Origin of the sequence: Sphingomonas sp. MS122 (assembly GCF_049532975.1) — a bacterium.
GTDB lineage: Bacteria > Pseudomonadota > Alphaproteobacteria > Sphingomonadales > Sphingomonadaceae > Sphingomonas.
In genome coordinates, this window is record NZ_CP186695.1 from 3,884,330 (window position 1) to 3,902,142 (window position 17,813).

21 protein-coding genes are annotated in these 17,813 nt (G+C 65.8%); 1 reads left to right on the forward strand and 20 read right to left on the reverse strand.

Features of this window, described 5'->3' with window-relative positions:
* Positions 1-93: 93 nt before the first annotated feature.
* The 20 genes from ACO227_RS18490 to ndhC all read right to left on the reverse strand — a co-directional run bounded on the left by ACO227_RS18490 (position 94) and on the right by ndhC (position 17,174).
* Entirely contained in the window at positions 94-750 is a 657-nt protein-coding gene (locus ACO227_RS18490) for a biotin--[acetyl-CoA-carboxylase] ligase (protein WP_423603900.1), read from the reverse strand.
* Between the two features lie 47 nt (positions 751-797).
* Positions 798-2,252 carry an NADH-quinone oxidoreductase subunit NuoN gene (nuoN, locus tag ACO227_RS18495; RefSeq protein ID WP_423603902.1) on the reverse strand — a complete coding sequence of 485 codons (1,455 nt, stop codon included), beginning with the start codon at positions 2,250-2,252 and terminating at the stop codon, positions 798-800.
* A complete protein-coding gene (locus ACO227_RS18500) occupies positions 2,252-3,811 on the reverse strand; it encodes an NADH-quinone oxidoreductase subunit M (protein ID WP_423603904.1) in 1,560 nt (519 codons plus the stop codon). The genes nuoN and ACO227_RS18500 overlap by 1 nt, the downstream gene beginning before the upstream one ends.
* Positions 3,808-5,877 carry an NADH-quinone oxidoreductase subunit L gene (gene nuoL, locus ACO227_RS18505; RefSeq protein WP_423603905.1) on the reverse strand — a complete coding sequence of 690 codons (2,070 nt, stop codon included), beginning with the start codon at positions 5,875-5,877 and terminating at the stop codon, positions 3,808-3,810. The genes ACO227_RS18500 and nuoL overlap by 4 nt, the downstream gene beginning before the upstream one ends.
* Entirely contained in the window at positions 5,877-6,182 is a 306-nt protein-coding gene (gene nuoK, locus ACO227_RS18510; RefSeq protein WP_265116782.1) for an NADH-quinone oxidoreductase subunit NuoK, read from the reverse strand. The genes nuoL and nuoK overlap by 1 nt, the downstream gene beginning before the upstream one ends.
* On the reverse strand, positions 6,179-6,805 hold the full coding sequence (locus ACO227_RS18515) for an NADH-quinone oxidoreductase subunit J (protein WP_423603907.1): 627 nt from the start codon (positions 6,803-6,805) through the stop codon (positions 6,179-6,181). The genes nuoK and ACO227_RS18515 overlap by 4 nt, the downstream gene beginning before the upstream one ends.
* A 29-nt stretch (positions 6,806-6,834) precedes the next feature.
* The gene (gene nuoI / locus ACO227_RS18520; RefSeq protein WP_331028473.1) at positions 6,835-7,320 is read right to left on the reverse strand and encodes an NADH-quinone oxidoreductase subunit NuoI; all 486 of its coding nucleotides are present in this window, start codon (positions 7,318-7,320) and stop codon (positions 6,835-6,837) included.
* Positions 7,317-8,372, reverse strand: coding sequence for an NADH-quinone oxidoreductase subunit NuoH (gene nuoH, locus ACO227_RS18525; RefSeq protein ID WP_423603909.1), 1,056 nt, complete (start codon positions 8,370-8,372; stop codon positions 7,317-7,319). The genes nuoI and nuoH overlap by 4 nt, the downstream gene beginning before the upstream one ends.
* Complete coding sequence (gene nuoG, locus ACO227_RS18530; RefSeq protein ID WP_423603911.1) at positions 8,369-10,375, reverse strand: NADH-quinone oxidoreductase subunit NuoG; 2,007 nt, start codon at positions 10,373-10,375, stop codon at positions 8,369-8,371. Before nuoG ends, nuoH begins: the two co-directional genes overlap by 4 nt.
* 1 nt (position 10,376) lies before the next feature.
* Positions 10,377-11,027, reverse strand: a complete 651-nt coding sequence (locus tag ACO227_RS18535) for a hypothetical protein (RefSeq protein WP_423603913.1) — start codon at positions 11,025-11,027, stop codon at positions 10,377-10,379.
* Positions 11,028-11,047: 20 nt separating this feature from the next.
* Positions 11,048-12,352, reverse strand: coding sequence for an NADH-quinone oxidoreductase subunit NuoF (nuoF, locus tag ACO227_RS18540; RefSeq protein WP_423603915.1), 1,305 nt, complete (start codon positions 12,350-12,352; stop codon positions 11,048-11,050).
* 100 nt (positions 12,353-12,452) lie between these two features.
* Positions 12,453-12,623: a hypothetical protein gene (locus tag ACO227_RS18545; protein ID WP_423603916.1), complete on the reverse strand. Its 171-nt coding sequence runs from the start codon at positions 12,621-12,623 to the stop codon at positions 12,453-12,455.
* A complete protein-coding gene (locus ACO227_RS18550; RefSeq protein ID WP_423603918.1) occupies positions 12,620-12,808 on the reverse strand; it encodes a hypothetical protein in 189 nt (62 codons plus the stop codon). The genes ACO227_RS18545 and ACO227_RS18550 overlap by 4 nt, the downstream gene beginning before the upstream one ends.
* A complete protein-coding gene (locus ACO227_RS18555) occupies positions 12,802-13,470 on the reverse strand; it encodes a complex I 24 kDa subunit family protein (protein WP_423603919.1) in 669 nt (222 codons plus the stop codon). Before ACO227_RS18555 ends, ACO227_RS18550 begins: the two co-directional genes overlap by 7 nt.
* A complete protein-coding gene (locus ACO227_RS18560; RefSeq protein WP_423603921.1) occupies positions 13,470-13,817 on the reverse strand; it encodes a nuclear transport factor 2 family protein in 348 nt (115 codons plus the stop codon). Before ACO227_RS18560 ends, ACO227_RS18555 begins: the two co-directional genes overlap by 1 nt.
* Positions 13,810-14,109, reverse strand: coding sequence for a hypothetical protein (locus ACO227_RS18565; protein ID WP_423603923.1), 300 nt, complete (start codon positions 14,107-14,109; stop codon positions 13,810-13,812). Before ACO227_RS18565 ends, ACO227_RS18560 begins: the two co-directional genes overlap by 8 nt.
* Positions 14,106-15,317, reverse strand: a complete 1,212-nt coding sequence (locus tag ACO227_RS18570) for an NADH-quinone oxidoreductase subunit D (RefSeq protein WP_343519829.1) — start codon at positions 15,315-15,317, stop codon at positions 14,106-14,108. Before ACO227_RS18570 ends, ACO227_RS18565 begins: the two co-directional genes overlap by 4 nt.
* Before the next feature lie 20 nt (positions 15,318-15,337).
* Positions 15,338-16,246: an NADH-quinone oxidoreductase subunit C gene (locus ACO227_RS18575; protein ID WP_423603925.1), complete on the reverse strand. Its 909-nt coding sequence runs from the start codon at positions 16,244-16,246 to the stop codon at positions 15,338-15,340.
* Positions 16,243-16,803: a NuoB/complex I 20 kDa subunit family protein gene (locus tag ACO227_RS18580; protein WP_423603927.1), complete on the reverse strand. Its 561-nt coding sequence runs from the start codon at positions 16,801-16,803 to the stop codon at positions 16,243-16,245. Before ACO227_RS18580 ends, ACO227_RS18575 begins: the two co-directional genes overlap by 4 nt.
* Complete coding sequence (gene ndhC, locus ACO227_RS18585) at positions 16,800-17,174, reverse strand: NADH-quinone oxidoreductase subunit A (RefSeq protein ID WP_423603928.1); 375 nt, start codon at positions 17,172-17,174, stop codon at positions 16,800-16,802. Before ndhC ends, ACO227_RS18580 begins: the two co-directional genes overlap by 4 nt.
* Positions 17,175-17,334: 160 nt before the next feature.
* Between ndhC and ACO227_RS18590 the strand changes: the two genes are divergently transcribed.
* Positions 17,335-17,808: a YbjN domain-containing protein gene (locus ACO227_RS18590; RefSeq protein WP_423603930.1), complete on the forward strand. Its 474-nt coding sequence runs from the start codon at positions 17,335-17,337 to the stop codon at positions 17,806-17,808.
* The last annotated feature ends 5 nt before the right edge of the window (positions 17,809-17,813 follow it).

Consider the following 17,813-nt stretch of genomic DNA (forward strand, 5'->3'; position numbering starts at 1 on the left):
CAATAACGGTGCGCAGCACCTTTAGTCCGCTTCATGGCTTCGTGTCTTCGTGCGAGTCGATTTTCGCGCACAAGGACATGAAGCCACGAAGATTCAGAGCAGGAAGACATCGCCGGCATGGATGATGCGGCGGCTTCCGCCAGCCTCGCGCAGGACTAGGGCGCCTTCGGCAGTGAGACCGTCGAACAACCCGTCCACCTTCGATCCGTCTGGCAGGTGCGTGACCAGGGCCGTACCTGCCGGATGCGCGCGGTCGAGCCAGCGCTGGCGGACGGGGTCGAGGCCCTCCTGCCGCCAGCGCGCGAGCCAGCGCGCGAAGGTCTCGGCGAGAACGTCGAGGAAGGTGGCGGGATCGACGGTTGCGCCGTGCGCGGCGAGGCTCGTGGTGGGGCGATCGGGCAGATCGGGGTGGTGGGCGAGGTTGACGCCGATGCCGATGACGATCGCGTCCTTCGCCCGCTCCAACAGGATGCCCGAGAGCTTGGCGCCGTCGACAAGCAGGTCGTTGGGCCATTTGAGCGTGGCGCCGGCGGGAAGGAAGACGCGCACCGCTTCCTCCAGCGCGACCGCGGCGACCAGCGCGCTCGTGGCGGCGGGCGGATCGGCGGGACGCAGGCGGACGAGCGTGCTGGCGTAGAGATTGCCGGGAGGCGACTCCCACGCCCTGCCCTGCCGGCCCTTGCCGCCGGTCTGGCGTTCGGCGCGGAGCCAGCTGCCCTCGTTCGCTCCCGCCGTGGCGAGCGCGAGCATGTCGGCATTGGTCGAGCCGGTCTCGGCGACCGTGCGGATCGAAACCGTCAGAACAGCGTCCGCGCCGCGGCCAGCGACCAGGCGCCCAGCACCGGGATCAGCAGATAGCCGAGCGGCGAGACGAACAGCGCCGCGGCGGCGATCAGGCCGCCCTCGACCGGATTGCTCTCACGCCTGAACGCCGGCGCGGCCTCGTCGAAGTACATCGTCTTGACGATCTTGAGATAATAATAGGCACCGATCACCGAGGCCGCGATGCCGATCGCGGCGAGCGGGAACAGCCCGGCCTTCACCGCCGCCTCGAACACTGCGAACTTGGCCCAGAAGCCGAACAGCGGCGGGATGCCCGCGAGGCTGAACATGAAGATCGCGAGCGCAGCGGCAAGCGCCGGACGCGTGCGCGACAGGCCGGACAGGCTGGCGATGGTCTCGACCGGCTGGCCGTCCTGATCGCGCATCTGCAGCACGACGAGGAAGCTGCCAAGCGTCATGACGATGTAGATCGTCATATAGGTCAGCACGCCCGCGACGCCCTCGGCCGTACCGGCGGCGAGGCCGATCAGCGCGAAGCCGACATTGTTGATCGAGGAGTAAGCGAGCAGGCGCTTGATGTTGCTCTGGCCAATCGCGGCGACCGCGCCGAGCACGATCGAGGCGAGCGCGGCAAAGACGACGATCTGGCGCCAGTCGCTGGTCACCGGACCCATCGCCTCGATCGCGACGCGCGCTGCGAGCGCGATCGCGGCGACCTTGGGCGCCGAGGCGAAGAAGGTGGTCACCGGGGTCGGCGCGCCCTCGTACACGTCGGGCGTCCACATGTGGAACGGCACCGCCGACATCTTGAAGGCGAGACCTGCGAAGACGAAGACGAGGCCGAACAGCAGGCCGATCTTGGTGCTGCCCGCTGCGCCCGCATAGGCGGTGGCGATGTCACCGAAGATCGTGGTGCCGCTGAAGCCGTAGACCAGGCTGACGCCATAGAGCAGGATGCCCGAAGCGAGCGAGCCGAGGATGAAGTACTTCAGGCCGGCTTCGGCCGAGCGCACATCGCGGCGCATGAAGCTCGCAAGGACATAGGCCGCGAGGCTCTGCAGCTCGAGGCCGACATAGAGCGTCAGCAGGTCGGCGGCCGACACCATCATCCCCATGCCGGCGGCGGAGAAGAGGATCAGGATCGGATATTCCGGGCGGAGATCCTCGCCGCTGGTGCGGGCGAAGAAGCGCGGCGCGATCACGATCGAGACCGCGGCGGCGAAGAAGATCAGCACCTTGGCGAAGGCGGCGAACAGGTCGGCGCGATAGAGGCCGTCGAACGCCGTGCCGCCGCCCGAGGCCGGACCCACCAGGGCGATGCCGGCGCCGATGAGGACGGCGACCGAAACCCAGCTCACCGCGCGCGAAACGGCCTGGCCACCCCAGGCGGCGACCATCAGCAGCGCGAGCCCGCCCAGCGAGAGGACGATCTCGGGCAAGACCATCGAGAGGTTTGCGGCGTAGTTCATCAGTGCGCCGCTCCGTGTTCGGCAGTTTTGGGCTCGGCAGCCTTATGCTCACCCGCGTGCGCGGCGGGTGCGACGGGGTTGCCCGGCGTCGGCAGGCTGTCGCCCGCCGGCTTGGCGCGCTCGATCCGCGCGAGCAAGGTCGCGACGTCGTTGCGCATCGGGGCGAGGAAGCTCTCGGGATAGACGCCCATCCACAGCGCCGCCGCGGCTATCGGGGCGAGCAGCGCCATCTCGCGCTTGCTCAAGTCGGGCATCGCCTTGACGTCGTCCTTGACGAGGTCGCCGAACACGACACGGCGGTAGAGGTACAGCATGTACGCCGCGCCGAGGATGATCCCGGTGGTGGCGATCAGCGTCACCCAGGTCGAGACCTGGTAGGAGCCGGCCAGGGCGAGGAACTCGCCGACGAAGTTGCTGGTGCCGGGCAGTCCGACCGAGGCCATGGTGAACAGCATGAACAACACGGCATATTTCGGCATGTTGATCGCGAGCCCGCCGTAACGGTCGATCTCGCGCGTGTGCAGGCGGTCGTAGATGATGCCGACGCACAGGAACAGCGCGCCCGACACCAGGCCGTGGCCCAGCATCACCATCATCGCGCCCTCGATCCCCTGGCGGTTGAAGGTGAACAGGCCGATCGTGACGATCGCCATGTGCGCCACGGAGCTGTAGGCGATCAGCTTCTTCATGTCGTTCTGGACGAGTGCGATCAGGCTGGTGACGACGACCGCGACGCACGACAGGCCGAAGACGAGCCAGATGAGCTGCGCCGACGCCTCGGGGAACATCGGCAGGCTGAAGCGCAGGAAGCCGTAGCCGCCGAGCTTCAGCAGAACGCCCGCCAGGATCACCGATCCCGCGGTCGGCGCCTGAACGTGTGCGTCGGGCAGCCAGGTATGGACCGGCCACATCGGCATCTTGACCGCGAACGAGGCGAAGAAGGCGAGCCACAGCCAGGTCTGGACATGCGCCGGGAAGTCGTACGCCATCAGGTCGGGGATGTAGGTCGTGCCCGCGGTGATGGTCATGTACATCATCGCGATCAGCATCAGCACCGAGCCGAGCAGCGTGTAGAGGAAGAATTTGTAGCTCGCGTAGATGCGGTTCGCACCGCCCCAGATGCCGATGATCAGGAACATCGGGATCAGGCCGGCTTCGAAGAACACGTAGAACAGGAAGATGTCCTGCGCCGCGAAGGTGCCGATCATCAGCACTTCGGTGATCAGGAACGCGGCCATATATTCCTGGACGCGGTCGGTGATCGCCTCCCAGCTCGCGCCGATGCAGATCGGCATCAGGAACACCGAGAGCAGGATCAGCAGCAGCGCGAAGCCATCGATGCCCAGCGCCCAGGCGAAGCGGCCGAACAGCGGCACGCTCTCGACGAACTGCCACTGCGGTCCGCCGATCTCGAAATTGGCCCACAGCACGCCGCCGAGCGCGAGGTCGACCAGCGTCGCGCCGAGCGCGATCCAGCGCGCCTGGTTCGCGTTGACGAACAGGCAGGCCAGCGCCGCGGCGAGCGGCACGATCAGCATGAGGGAGAGAATGCCGCTCATCGCGCGATCACCCAGGTAACGGCTGCGGTCAGGCCGATCAGCATGACGAACGCATAGCTATAGACATATCCGGACTGGAGCTTGCCGGTCAGCACGCTGCCGAGCCTGACCACCACCGCCGAGCCGTTGGGCCCGAAGCGGTCGATCGTGCCCTCGTCACCCTTCTTCCAGAAGAGGCGGCCGAACCAGAAAGCGGGCTTGACGAAGAGCACGTCGTAGAGCTCGTCGAAATACCATTTGTTGAGCAGGAAGCGGTACAGCAGGCGGAACGTGTCGGTGAACCGCGCCGGGATATCCGGCTTCCAGATATAGGCGATCCAGGCGGTCGCGAGGCCGAGCAGCATCACGATCGTCGCCGAGAGCTTCACCCAGAGCGGCACCTCGTGCATCGCATGGGCGAGATGCTCGTCGAACGCGACGGCGCCCTTCCAGAAGATCTCGCCGCTCTCGGGCTGGATGAAATAATGGTTGAACGCGAAGCCCGCGAACACCGCGCCGAGCGAGAGCAGCAGCAGCGGGATCAGCATCGAGAGCGGGCTCTCGTGCGGATGATAGCCGCCGGTGCCGTCGCCATGGGCGTCGTGCGCATGCGCGTGGTGATCGTCGTGCGGCGCGTGGCCGGCATCTTCCTCGCTCGGCGCGTCATGGTGATGGCCATGATCGTGGAGCGCGTGCTGGATATGCTCCGACTGAGTCCAGCGCGGCTTGCCCCAGAAGGTCAGGAACATGAGGCGCCACGAGTAGAAGCTGGTGAGCAACGCGGCGAAAACGCCGACCCAGAAGGCGCCCTGCCCCGCCCCGCCAGCGGCATAGGCCGCCTCGAGGATCGCATCCTTCGAGTGGAAGCCGGCGAAACCGGCATGGAGCCAGTAGATGCCGACGCCGGTGATCGCGAGCGTGCCCGCCATCATCGTCCAGAAGGTGATCGGGATGTGCTTACGCAGGCCTCCATAATAGCGCATGTCCTGTTCGTGGTGCATCGCATGGATCACCGAGCCCGCGCCGAGGAACAGCAGTGCCTTGAAGAAGGCGTGCGTGAACAGATGGAACATCGCTGCGCCGTACATGCCGACGCCCGCGGCGAAGAACATGTAGCCGAGCTGCGAGCAGGTCGAATAGGCGATGACGCGCTTGATGTCGGTCTGCGTCGTGCCGACCGTCGCGGCGAACAGGCAGGTCGCGGCGCCGATGAAGGTGACGAAGCCGAGCGCGACCGGCGACTGCTCGAACAGCGGCGACAGGCGGCACACCATGAACACGCCCGCGGTGACCATCGTCGCGGCGTGGATCAGCGCCGACACCGGGGTCGGGCCCTCCATCGCGTCCGGCAACCAGGTGTGCAGGCCGAGCTGCGCCGACTTGCCCATCGCACCGACGAACAGCAGCAGGCAAAGAATGGTGAGCGTGTCGACGCGATAGCCGAGGAAGCCGATCGTGCTACCGGCATGGCTCGGCGCGGCAGCGAGGATCTCGGGGATCGAGATCGTGCCGAACACCAGGAACACGCCGAAGATGCCGAGCATGAAGCCGAGATCGCCGACGCGGTTGACCACGAATGCCTTGATCGCGGCGGCGTTGGCCGAGGGCTTCTTGAACCAGAAGCCGATCAACAGGTAGCTGGCGAGGCCGACGCCTTCCCAGCCGAAGAACATCTGCAGCAGATTGTCCGCAGTCACCAGCATCAGCATCGCGAAGGTGAACAGCGAGAGATAGGCGAAGAAGCGCGGCTGATCCGGATCCTCGTCCATATAGCCCCAGCTGTAGAGGTGCACGAGGCTCGACACGCTCGTCACCACCACCAGCATCACCGCGGTCAGGCTATCGACGCGCAGGCCCCATGACACGTCGAGGTCGCCCGAGCGCATCCAGGTGAAGACCTGGGCGACGTGCGGCTCGGCGGTGCCCGACATATAGGCGAGGAAGATCGGCCAGCTCAGGCCAGCGGAGACGAACAGCGCGCCGGTCGTCACGAGCTTTGGGAAGACCGTGCCGAACGCGCGGTTGCTGAAACCGGCGACCGCCGCCGCGAGCAGCGGCAGGAAAACGATGAAATGGATCGAAGACATCAGCCCTTCATCCGATTGACGTCGTCGACCGAGATCGTGCCGCGGCCGCGGAAGTAGATGACGAGGATGGCGAGCCCGATCGCGGCCTCACCCGCGGCGACGGTCAGTACGAACATCGCGAAGATCTGGCCGACCAGGTCGCCGAGCGCGGCGCTGAACGCCACCAGGTTGAGGTTCACCGACAGCAGGATCAGCTCGATCGCCATCAGGATGACGATGAGGTTCTTGCGGTTGAGGAAGATGCCGAGCACGCCCATGGTGAACAGGATCGCGCTGACGACGAGGTAATGGGTCAGGCCGATCACAGCTCCACCCCCTGCCCCACGGGCTGATTGACCTTGCGGATGGCATCCTCCGAACGGCGGCTGACCTGGCGCCAGACATTCTGCTGCATCACCCCGCCGCGCTTGCGGTGCGTGAGGACGATCGCACCGACCATCGCGACGAGCAGGACGAAGCCGGCGGCCTCGAACACATAGAGATAGCGAGTGTAGAGCAGCAGCCCCATCGCCTTGATATTGGGCACCTGGCCGAGCGCGGTGTCGGCGTCGGTCGGGGCGATGCGGTTGGCGAGGTCGACCCCGCCCGCGCTCCACGCGCCGACGCCGATCACCACCTCGGCGAGCAGCACGACCGCGATGGCGAGGCCGAACATGGCGTAGCGCACGAATCCGGCGCGCAGCTCGGCGAAGTCGATGTCGAGCATCATCACGACGAACAGGAACAGCACCGCGACCGCGCCGACATAGACGATGACCAGCAGCATCGCGATGAACTCGGCGCCGGCGATGACCATCAGGCCCGCGGCGTTGAAGAACGCCAGGATCAGCCACAGCACCGAATGCACCGGGTTGCGCGCGGTGATCGTCATCGCGGCGGCGAGGATCACCACCGCGGCGAACAAATAGAAGGCGATTGCTTGGATCACGGAATCATGTGCCCCTTTGGTGCGCGCGCTTACCGGTACGGTGCATCGGCGGCAAGGTTCGCGGCGATCGCGCGCTCCCAGCGGTCGCCGTTCGCGAGCAGCTTGTCCTTGTGGTAGATGAGCTCCTCGCGGGTTTCGGTCGCGAACTCGAAATTCGGCCCCTCGACGATGGCATCGACCGGGCAGGCTTCCTGGCACAGGCCGCAATAGATGCACTTGGTCATGTCGATGTCGTAGCGCGTGGTGCGGCGGCTGCCGTCCTCGCGCGGCTCGGCCTCGATCGTGATCGCCAGCGCCGGGCAGATCGCCTCGCACAGCTTGCACGCGATGCAGCGCTCTTCGCCGTTCGGGTAACGGCGCAGCGCGTGCTCGCCGCGGAAGCGGGGCGAGATCGGGTTCTTCTCGTACGGGTAGTTGATCGTCGCCTTGGGCTTGAAGAAATACTTCAAGGTGAGGGCATGCGCCTTCACGAACTCCCAAAGGGTGAACGAACGAACGAGTTGGGCGACGCTCATGCGGCAACTCCGACGCGGGTCAACATGAGATACCCGGAAACGAGGAACACGAAGATCAACGACAGCGGCAGGAAGATCTTCCAGCCCAGCCGCATCAGCTGGTCGTAGCGGTAGCGCGGGACGGTGGCCTTCACCCAGCTGAACACGAAGAAGAAGAAGAGGATCTTGGCGAACAGCCAGATGATGCCCGGCACCCAGTAGAGCGGCGCCCAGTCGATCGGCGGCAGATAGCCGCCCCAGAACAGGGTCGCGTTGAGCGTGCACATCAGGATGACGTTGGCGTACTCGCCGAGCCAGTAGAGCGCGAACGCCATCGACGAATATTCGGTCTGGTAGCCCGCGACGAGCTCGCTCTCCGCCTCGGTCAGGTCGAACGGCGCGCGCTGGGTCTCGGCGAGCGAGGAGATCAGGAACACCACCGCCATCGGGAACAGCAGCGGGTTGAAGCCATAGCCGTTGACGATGCCGAGGATATGGCCCTTCTGCCCCTCGACGATGCCCGAAAGGTTGAACGTCCCTGCCCACAGCACCACCGCAATCAGCACGAAGCCGATCGAGACTTCGTAGCTGACCATCTGCGCCGCCGCGCGGATCGCCGAGTAGAAGGGGTATTTGGAGTTCGATGCCCAGCCGGCGAGAATGATGCCGTAGACGCCGAGCGAGGAGGCAGCGAGGATGTAGAGCAGCCCGACATTGATGTTGGACAGCACCACGCCCGCCTGGAACGGCACCACCGCCCACACGATCAGCGCGACCGTGAAGGTGATGATCGGCGCGAGCAGGAACAGGCCCTTGTTGGCGCTCGACGGGATGATCGTTTCCTGAAGGAAGACCTTGAGGCCGTCGGCGAACGACTGGAGCAGGCCGAGCGGGCCGACGACGTTGGGGCCGCGGCGCAGCGCCATCGCCGCCCAGATCTTGCGGTCGGCATAGATGATCATCGCCACCGCCAGCATCAGCGGGAGGGCGATCAGCAGGATTCCCGCAATCGTCGCGACGAACCACGCCCATTCGAAGGGCAGGCCGACGATGTTCTGGAAGAAGTCGGTCACTCTGCGGCCTCCGCGAAGTCCTGGCCGTGGATCAGTTCGGCCGAGCAGCGCTGCATCGTCGGCGAGGCGCGGCAGATGGCGTTGGTGAGGTAGAAGTCGGCGATCGGGTAGCTGACCTCGCCCGAGCCATTGGCGTCGAGCGCCGGCGGGTTCCACTCGAACGACACGAGGCCTTCCTCGGCCAGCGCCGGGGTGTCGGCGAACATCTGCGCGCGGAGCTGCTCGAAGCTGTCGAACGGCAGCGTCTTGCCGAGCTTTTCCGACAGCGCGCGCAGGATCGTCCAGTCCTCGCGCGCGTCGCCGGGGGCGAACACCGCCTTGTCGCCGCGCTGCACGCGGCCCTCGAGGTTGACGTAGGTCCCCGCCTTCTCGGCATAGGAGGCGCCGGGCAGGATCACGTCCGCGGCATGCGCGCCCTTGTCGCCATGATGGCCGATATAAACGTTGAAGCTGTTGGCGAAGGCCGAGAAATCCACCTCGTCGGCGCCGAGGAAGAAGGTCAGCTTGGGCTGCGCCGCGACGATGTCGGCGATGCCGCCCTTCATCGCGAAGCCGAGCATCAGCCCGCCCATCCGGCTCGCCGCCATGTGGAGCACGTTGAAGCCGTTCCAGCCGTCGCGCACCAGGTTGAGCTTCTTGGCGAGCGCCAGCGCCGCGCCATGGCCGTTCTTGAGCGCGGCGCCGCCAACGATCACCAGCGGGCGCTGGGCGTCCTTGAACGCGTCGGCCGTGGCCTTGGGCAGCTTGCCGAGCAGCGACAGGTCGTTGCCGAGCCATTCCACCTTGTAGGTGAGGTCGGTTTCCGGGCCGATCGCAAAGACCTTGGCGCCCTTCTTGATCGCCTTGCGCACGCGGGTGTTCACCAGCGGCGCTTCCCAGCGCAGGTTGGTGCCGACGAGCAGGACGACGTCGGCCTCTTCCACACCCGCGATGGTGGTGTTGAAGTTGACCGCGGCCATATTGCTAGCGTCATAGGCCATGCCGGTCTGGCGGCCTTCGAGCAGGTCCGAGCCGAACGACTTGACCAGCGCCTTGGCGGCGAAGATCGTCTCGCAATCGAGCAGGTCCCCATGGATCGCGGCGACCTTGTCGCCTGCCCCCCTGGCGGCGACGGCAATCGCCTCGAACGCCTCGTCCCAGCTCGCCTCGACCAGCTTGCCGTCACGGCGGACATAGGGCTTGTCGAGGCGGCGGCGCGAGAGGCCGTCGACATGGTGGCGCGTCTTGTCGTGCGCCCATTCCTCGTTCACGTCCTCGTTGATCCGCGGCAGCGCGCGCAGCACGCCCCGGCCGCGGCTGTCGATGCGGATGTTGGTGCCGACGGCATCCATCACGTCGATCGCGAGGGTCTTCTTGAGCTCCCATGGCCGCGCCTCGAAGGCATAGGGCTTCGAGGTCAGCGCGCCCACGGGACAGAGATCGACGACGTTGCCCGAAAGCTCCGAGGTGACCGCCTTCTCCAGATACGACGTGATCTGCATATTCTCGCCGCGATAGAGGGCGCCGATCTCCTCGACTCCGGCGACTTCCTCGGCGAAGCGCACGCAGCGGGTGCACTGGATGCAGCGGGTCATCACCGTCTTGACGATGGGCCCCATGTACTTCTCGGTCACCGCGCGCTTGTTCTCGGTGTAACGGCTGTGGCCGCGCCCATAGGCGATCGACTGGTCCTGCAGGTCGCACTCGCCGCCCTGGTCGCAGATCGGGCAATCGAGCGGGTGGTTGATCAGCAAGAACTCCATCACGCCTTCGCGCGCGGCCTTGACCATCGCGCTGTCGGTGCGGATCTCCTGATTGTCCGCGGCGGGAAGCGCGCACGACGCCTGGGGCTTGGGCGGCCCCGGCTTCACCTCGACCAGGCACATGCGGCAGTTGCCGGCGATCGACAGCCGTTCGTGATAGCAGAAGCGGGGAATTTCCTTCCCCGCCGCTTCGCACGCCTGCAGGACGGTGGCGCCCTGCGGGACTTCGACTTCGATCCCGTCAACGGTTAGTTTTGGCATATCAGTTTCTCGAGGCCACCGCGGCCGTTGCGTTGATGCTGCGGAATGCTGCGGTCGCCAGCATCGCGCGCAGGCCGTCGACCGAAATCTGGACCTGCCGGTTGTTGAGGCAGCGCGCCATCACCGGCTGGACCGCGCCCGCGGCCGCCTTCTCGCCATCGCTGGCGATCTCGCTGGCGAACAGCTTGGCGACGTCGTCGGGAACCGAGCGCACCACGCACATCGCGGCGCTGTCGGTCGGGGAATAGGTCGACGCGGCGGGCTTGGCCGCGGCCTTGGCGAGCTCGACATTGACCGGACGGCCGTCGCGCTCGATCAGCCGCTCGGCGATCGCGCCGGCGAGCAGCAGCCGGCTCGCGCGCATGCGATACCAGCCGCGCGACTGCGGACAGAGGCGGTTGGCGTCGACCAACTGGTCGATCGCGCGGCGATAGGCCGGGGTACGGAAGTCGCCGGCGAGCGTGGCCTTCGCCTTGGCGGTGCTGGCATCGGCGATGCACGCGCCAAAGCGCTGGATGGTCTGCAGTGCCTCGGGGGTCGAGCGCGCCGGGGGGATGCGCTGGTCGAGATCCTCGATCCGGTCGTTGCGGGGACCCGGGTTCGGATCGCCGCTGGGCAGCCGCGGTTGCGGGTTCTCCTGGACTGCCAGCATCAGAAGAAGCGCACTGACAATCATTCCGCGGCCTCCTGCATTGGCGACGCGCCACCGCCCTGCTTCTCGGTGATGCGGCGCTCGATCTCCGGCCGGAAGTGCCGGATCAGGCCCTGGATCGGCCATGCCGCCGCGTCGCCGAGCGCGCAGATGGTGTGGCCTTCGACCTGCTTGGTGACGTTGTAAAGCGTGTCGATCTCGCTGATGTCGGCATCGCCGGTACGCAACCGCTCCATCACGCGCCACATCCAGCCGGTGCCCTCGCGGCACGGGGTGCACTGGCCGCAGCTCTCATGCTTGTAGAAATAGCTGATGCGGCTGATCGCCTTCACGATGTCGGTGGACTTGTCCATCACGATCACCGCGGCGGTGCCGAGGCCCGAGCCGAGCGCGCGCAACCCGTCGAAGTCCATCGGGCAGTCCATGATCTGCTCGGCCGGCACCAGCGGCACCGACGATCCGCCGGGGATCACCGCAAGGAGATTGTCCCAGCCGCCGCGGATGCCGCCGCAATGCTTCTCGATCAGCTCGCGGAACGGGATGCTCATCGCTTCCTCGACCACGCAGGGCTTTTCGACATGGCCGCTGATCTGGAACAGCTTGGTGCCGCGGTTGTTCTCCGCGCCGAAGCTCGCGAACCATTCGGGTGAGCGGCGCAGGATCGTCGGGACGACCGCGATGCTCTCGACATTGTTGACCGTCGTCGGGCAGCCATAGAGGCCGGCGCCCGCCGGGAACGGCGGCTTGAGCCGCGGCTGACCCTTCTTGCCCTCCAGGCTCTCGATCATCGCGGTCTCTTCGCCGCAGATGTACGCGCCCGCGCCGCGGTGGCAGAACACGTCGAAATCATAGCCCGAGCCGCAGGCATTCTTGCCGAGCAGGCCCTTGGCGTAAGCTTCCTCGATCGCCGCGAACAGCGTCTCGGCCTCGCGGATATATTCGCCGCGGATGTAGATATAGGCCGCCCGCGCGCGCATCGCGAAGCCTGCGACCAGCGCACCCTCGAGCAGCTTGTGCGGATCGTGGCGGATGATCTCGCGGTCCTTGCACGAGCCCGGCTCGGACTCGTCGGCGTTGATGACGAGGAAGCTCGGACGCTCGGGCGTCGGGTTCTTCGGCATGAAGCTCCACTTCATGCCGGTCGGGAAACCTGCGCCGCCGCGGCCCCGCAGGCCCGAGGCCTTGACCTGCTCGATGATCGCGTCCTGGCCGATCTCGAGCAGCTTCCTGGTATTGTCCCAATCGCCGCGCTTGAGCGCAGCCGAGAGCTGCCACGGCTGGTAGCCGTAGAGATTGGTGAAGATCCGGTCCTTGTCGGCGAGCATCAGTTGCCGCCCCTCTTCTTGACGTTGGCCGCTACGATACAGGCGAAAATGGTGACGCCGACGCCCATGAACGCAGCGAACAGCGCGATCCAGACGGCCATCAGCGCGGCCCCCCGATGCGCTTGTTGTCCTTGACCGCTAGATACACGGCCACGCCGACGCCGATCAGCAGCAGCGGCACGAAGAGCTTGATGGCGAGCTTGAGCGCCCAGCCGAGGACGACGATGCCGCCGATGACGGCAAGGATCGTGACGATCGTGTTCTTGCTCATGCCTTATGCTCCGGATCAGGCGCGCCGGGCTTGCTCGACGCGAAGAAGCGCAGGCCGCCGAACACGATGCCGAGGATCAGCCAGACGACCCAATTGTCCCCCTGCAGGAACTTGAAGAGTGCCAGCAGCAGGAAGATGATGCCGATGACCGGCAGGCTTTTCTTGACGGGTTCGGGCATCACCATTCCCCCCGATAGTCGTGGTTTTCCTTGACCATCTCGACCAGGCTGGTCGGCCCGCCGAGCGGCTCGACGGTGTGGCGGCCGGGCTCCTGCGTGCCGGTCTTGGGCTGCTCGCCCCGCGCCAGCGCGTCGAGGATCGCGACGGTGCGGTCGTAGTCGAGATCCTCGTAATTGTCGTCGTTGATCTGGACCATCGGCGCCGACGCGCAATTGCCCATGCACTCGACCTCGGTCAGCGTGAACAGGCCGTCGGGCGTGGTCTTGCCCTTGGCCATGCCGCGGTTCTTGCACGCGGCGAAGACGTCGTCCGAGCCACGCAGCCAGCACGGCGTCGTGCCGCACACCTGGACATGGTATTTGCCCACCGGGTGCAGGTTGAACATGGTGTAGAAGGTCGCGACCTCGAGCACGCGGATCACCGCAAGGTCGAGCTCCTTGGCGACGAACTCGATCACCGGGATCGGCAGCCAGCCCTGCGTGTTGGTCTCCGCGCCGACCTGGCGCTGGGCGAGGTCGAGATAGGGGATGGTGCAGCTCTGCTGCCTGCCGGCGGGATAGCGCGCGCGGATGGTCTTGGCCTTCTCGGCGTTTTCCGCGGTCCACGCGAAATTACCCCAGCGCGCGCGGAGTTCCGGCGTGTCTTCGATTGCGTTTGCGTCGGCCATTAGCGGATGAACTCCACGCGGCTCACCTTGTCGCCGCTGAAGGTGTAGATGGACATGACCTCGAACCGCTCGCCGTCGGGCGCGCGCGAGACCGTTTCGTGGAGCAGCACCGTCTCGCCCAGCTCGTAGCTGGCGAGGATGTCGGCGCGGTTCTGCGGGAATTGCGCGAACATCGCCGCGAGGCCCGAGCGGACGCCTTCCCTGCCCTCGCGCAGCACCGCGCCACGATAACCCGCCTCGCAGGCATCATCGGTCATCAGCGCGACATAGGCGTCGGCGTCCTGCGCATTGTAGCGTGCGATCATTTCGTGCGCGGTGGCGAGGCGATTTGAGGTTGCGTCAGCCATTCCGGCCCGTCCGTTTCTTCAAAAGGTAATTCGGGTCACCCTTCACGCCGAGGCGAACCGAACGAAACATCAGCCCAAGACCACTCAACACAGCAATGGCGATCACGCCGAAAGGTAAGTTGCCCATATTTTCTGCCGGCTTTTGCACCATGCCCATGACCCACGAAATCGCGAGCAAGCAGGCAACTACGAACAGAAGAAGTTCCGGCAGCATCGAACGCTTCCGCGACGGCAAACCGAAAAAGCGGTCTGCCCCTGCAAAGGCGCTCCAGATTGGGCGCGACCAACTCACCGGTCGCACTCCCCGAACACGATGTCCATCGCACCCAGGATCGCGGTGATGTCCGCCAGCATGTGGCCGCGCGACATGAAGTCCATCGCCTGCAAGTGGCTGAACGCGGTCGGGCGGATCTTGCAGCGGTACGGCTTATTCGAGCCGTCCGAGACCATGTAGATACCGAACTCGCCCTTGGGGCTCTCGGTCGCGACATAGACTTCGCCCGCAGGGACATGGAAGCCTTCGGTATAGAGCTTGAAGTGATGGATCAGGGCTTCCATCGACTGCTTCATCTCGGCGCGCTTGGGCGGCACCACCTTGCGGTCGAGCGACGCGATCGGGCCGTCGGGCATCTCGTTCAGGCACTGGCGCATGATGCGCGCGGACTGCCAGACTTCCTCGACGCGGACCATGAAGCGGTCGTAGCAATCGCCGCGCGTGCCCACCGGTACCTCGAAGTCCATGCGGTCGTATACGTCGTAGGGCTGCGACTTGCGCAGGTCCCACGGGATGCCCGCGGCACGGATCATCGGGCCCGAGAAGCCCCATTTGATCGCGTCGTCGCGGTTGACGATGGCGATGTCGACATTGCGCTGCTTGAAGATGCGGTTCTCCGCGACCAGGCTGATCGCGTCGCCGAACAGCCGCGGCAGGCGCGTGTCGAGCCAGTCGGCGATGTCGGTGAGCAGCTTCAGCGGCACGTCCTGGTGGACACCGCCCGGGCGCAGGTAGTTATGGTGCATGCGCGCGCCGGACATGCGCTCGAAGAAGTTGAGGCAGTCCTCGCGGATCTCGAACATCCACAGGTTCGGCGTCATCGCGCCGACGTCCATCACGTGCGAACCGAGGTTCAGCATGTGATTGCAGATGCGGGTCAGCTCGGCGAAGAACACGCGGAGATACTGGGCGCGGACCGGCACTTCGAGGTCGAGCAGCTTCTCGACCGCGAGCACGAAGCTGTGCTCCATCGCCAGCGGCGAGCAATAGTCGAGGCGGTCCATGTACGGGAGCGCCTGAGCATAGGTCTTGTACTCGATCAGCTTCTCGGTGCCGCGGTGGAGCAGGCCGACATGCGGATCGATGCGCTCGATGATCTCGCCGTCGAGCTCGGTGACGAGACGCAGCACGCCGTGCGCCGCGGGGTGCTGCGGGCCGAAGTTGATCGTGTAGTTGGCGATCTCGGTATTGTCGGCGGTCGACGCGTCCGGGATTTCGCCGTGCATCAGCTCGTGCGCGGTATCGCTCACTGGTTCTGCCCCTTGCCCTTGGTCGGAACCACGTCAGGGTCCTTGGGCTTCGACTTGCGCTTGTTGCCCGGGTTCGGCTCGCCCGCGCCGGTCTGGGCGGTCGAGTCGGTGGTCTTGGCGGTCTTGGCGCGCGGCTTAGTCACCTTCTTGGCCTTCTCGCCGGCCTTCTGCACCTCGTCGGCGGTGACCGGCGAGGGTGCGCCCTTGGCCTGCGGCACCGCGGGTGCAGCAGGCGGCGCGGGCGGCGGAGGCGGCGCCTTGCCCTGCGGCGTGTCGCCGGGACCAGGGCCGGCGGCCTTCTCGTCGCCCGGCAGCACGTACTGTGCGCCTTCCCACGGGCTCATGAAATCGAAGTTGCGGAAGTCCTGCGCGAGCTGGACCGGCTCGTAGACCACGCGCTTCGCCTCTTCCGAATAGCGCAGCTCGACATAGCCCGAGAGCGGAAAGTCCTTGCGCTGCGGATGGCCGCGGAAGCCATAGTCGGTGAGGATGCGGCGCAGGTCCGAATTGCCCTCGAACAGCACGCCGTACATGTCGTAGACTTCGCGCTCGAGCCAGCCGGCGACCGGCCAGATGCCGGTGACGGTCGGCACCGGCTTCACCTCGTCGGTGGTCACGCGGACGCGGATGCGGTGGTTGCGGGTGTAGCTCAGCAGCATGTAGCAGACGTCGAACCGCTCGGGCCGCGCGGGATAGTCGACGCCCGCGATCTCCATCAGCGCCTGGTACTGCAGCATCGCGCCGTCGCGCAGCGCGAGCATCGCCTCGACCAGCGACTCGCGCTTGACGGTCAAATTGACCTCGCCGACCAGATCGGTCGCCTCGATCAGCATGTCGCCGAGCGCGGCCTGCGCAGCCGCGATCACGCCGTCATTGGCGGCGTATTTCGGAGCCGGCGCCCTCACCGCGTCACCGTGCCCGCGCGGCGGATTTTCCGCTGGAGCTGCATCACGCCATAGAGCAAGGCCTCGGCGGTCGGCGGACAGCCGGGGACGTAGATGTCGACCGGAACGATGCGGTCACAGCCGCGCACGACGCTGTAGCTATAATGGTAATAGCCGCCGCCATTGGCGCAGCTGCCCATCGAGATGACGTATTTCGGCTCCGACATCTGGTCGTAGACCCGGCGCAGCGCCGGGGCCATCTTGTTGCACAGCGTGCCCGCGACGATCATCACGTCCGACTGGCGCGGCGAGGCGCGCGGCGCCGCGCCGAACCGCTCCATGTCATAGCGCGGCATGTTGACGTGGATCATCTCGACCGCGCAGCAGGCGAGGCCGAAGGTCATCCACCACAGCGAGCCGGTGCGCGCCCACTGGAACAGGTCCTCGGTCGAGGTGACGAGGAAGCCCTTGTCGTTGAGCTCGCCGTTGAGGTCGTTGAAGAAGCCCTGGTCGGGCTGGACCACCGAGCCGCCAGCGGGCGGCATGATGATGGAGGAAGTCTGGTTCACTTGCGTCATTCCCAATCCAGCGCCCCGACCTTCCACGCATAGGCGAGGCCCAGCGCGAGTTCGGCGATGAAGACCATCATCGAGATCCACGCCGCCCAGCCGAGGTCGAACACGGTGACCGCCCACGGATAGAGGAACGCCGCTTCGAGGTCGAAGATGATGAAGAGGATCGCCACCAGGTAGAAGCGCACGTCGAACTGGCTGCGCGAATCCTCGAACGCGGGGAAGCCGCACTCATATTCGGTGAGCTTCTCGGGATAGGGCTGGTGCGTGCCGGTGAAGCGCGCGGCGATCATCGGCAGGAACACGAAAGCGCTCGAAAGCACCAGCGCCACCCCCAGGAACAGGAGGATCGGCAGATATTGCGACAGGTCGACCAAGATGGCTCTCGCGGTTGCGGAATCTTCGGGCCGCTTTAGGCCGATGGATGGGGGGCTTCAAGGGCGGAAACCCTTGAGAATCACTCGCAAGTAGAGGGCTGGCAAAGCGCATGCCGGGCACTATGGTCGCCCTTTGTTTGGAGCCAGGCAGGGGGTGTTCATGGGGACGTTCAAACTTGCGACGCTGATCGCCGCGACGATCGCGGGCACGACGCCGGCGGGCGCGCAGATCCTGACCTCCAGCGACCCGGAACTGATCACCGAGCTGCTGCGCAGCGAAGGGTATCGCGCGGAACTGATCCCCGCGAAAGGGGACGACGGCCCCCTGATCCGCAGCGGTGCGGGCGGGGCGAATTTCAGCATTTTCTTCAACGATTGCACGAAGGGCAAAGAGTGCCAGTCCGTGCAGTTCTATGCTGGCTTCAGCAAGACGAAGATGGACGTAGCCAAGATGAACGAGTGGAATCGCGACAAGCGCTGGGGCCGTGCCTATATCGACAAGGACGGAGACCCGGTCATCGAGATGGACATCAACATGGCCCCGGGCGGAATGGAACGCGCGCTGTTCGTCGACAGCCTGAATATCTGGTCCAAGCTGATCGGCGAATTTCGGACGCGCGTGTTCGCCGACTAACTCCG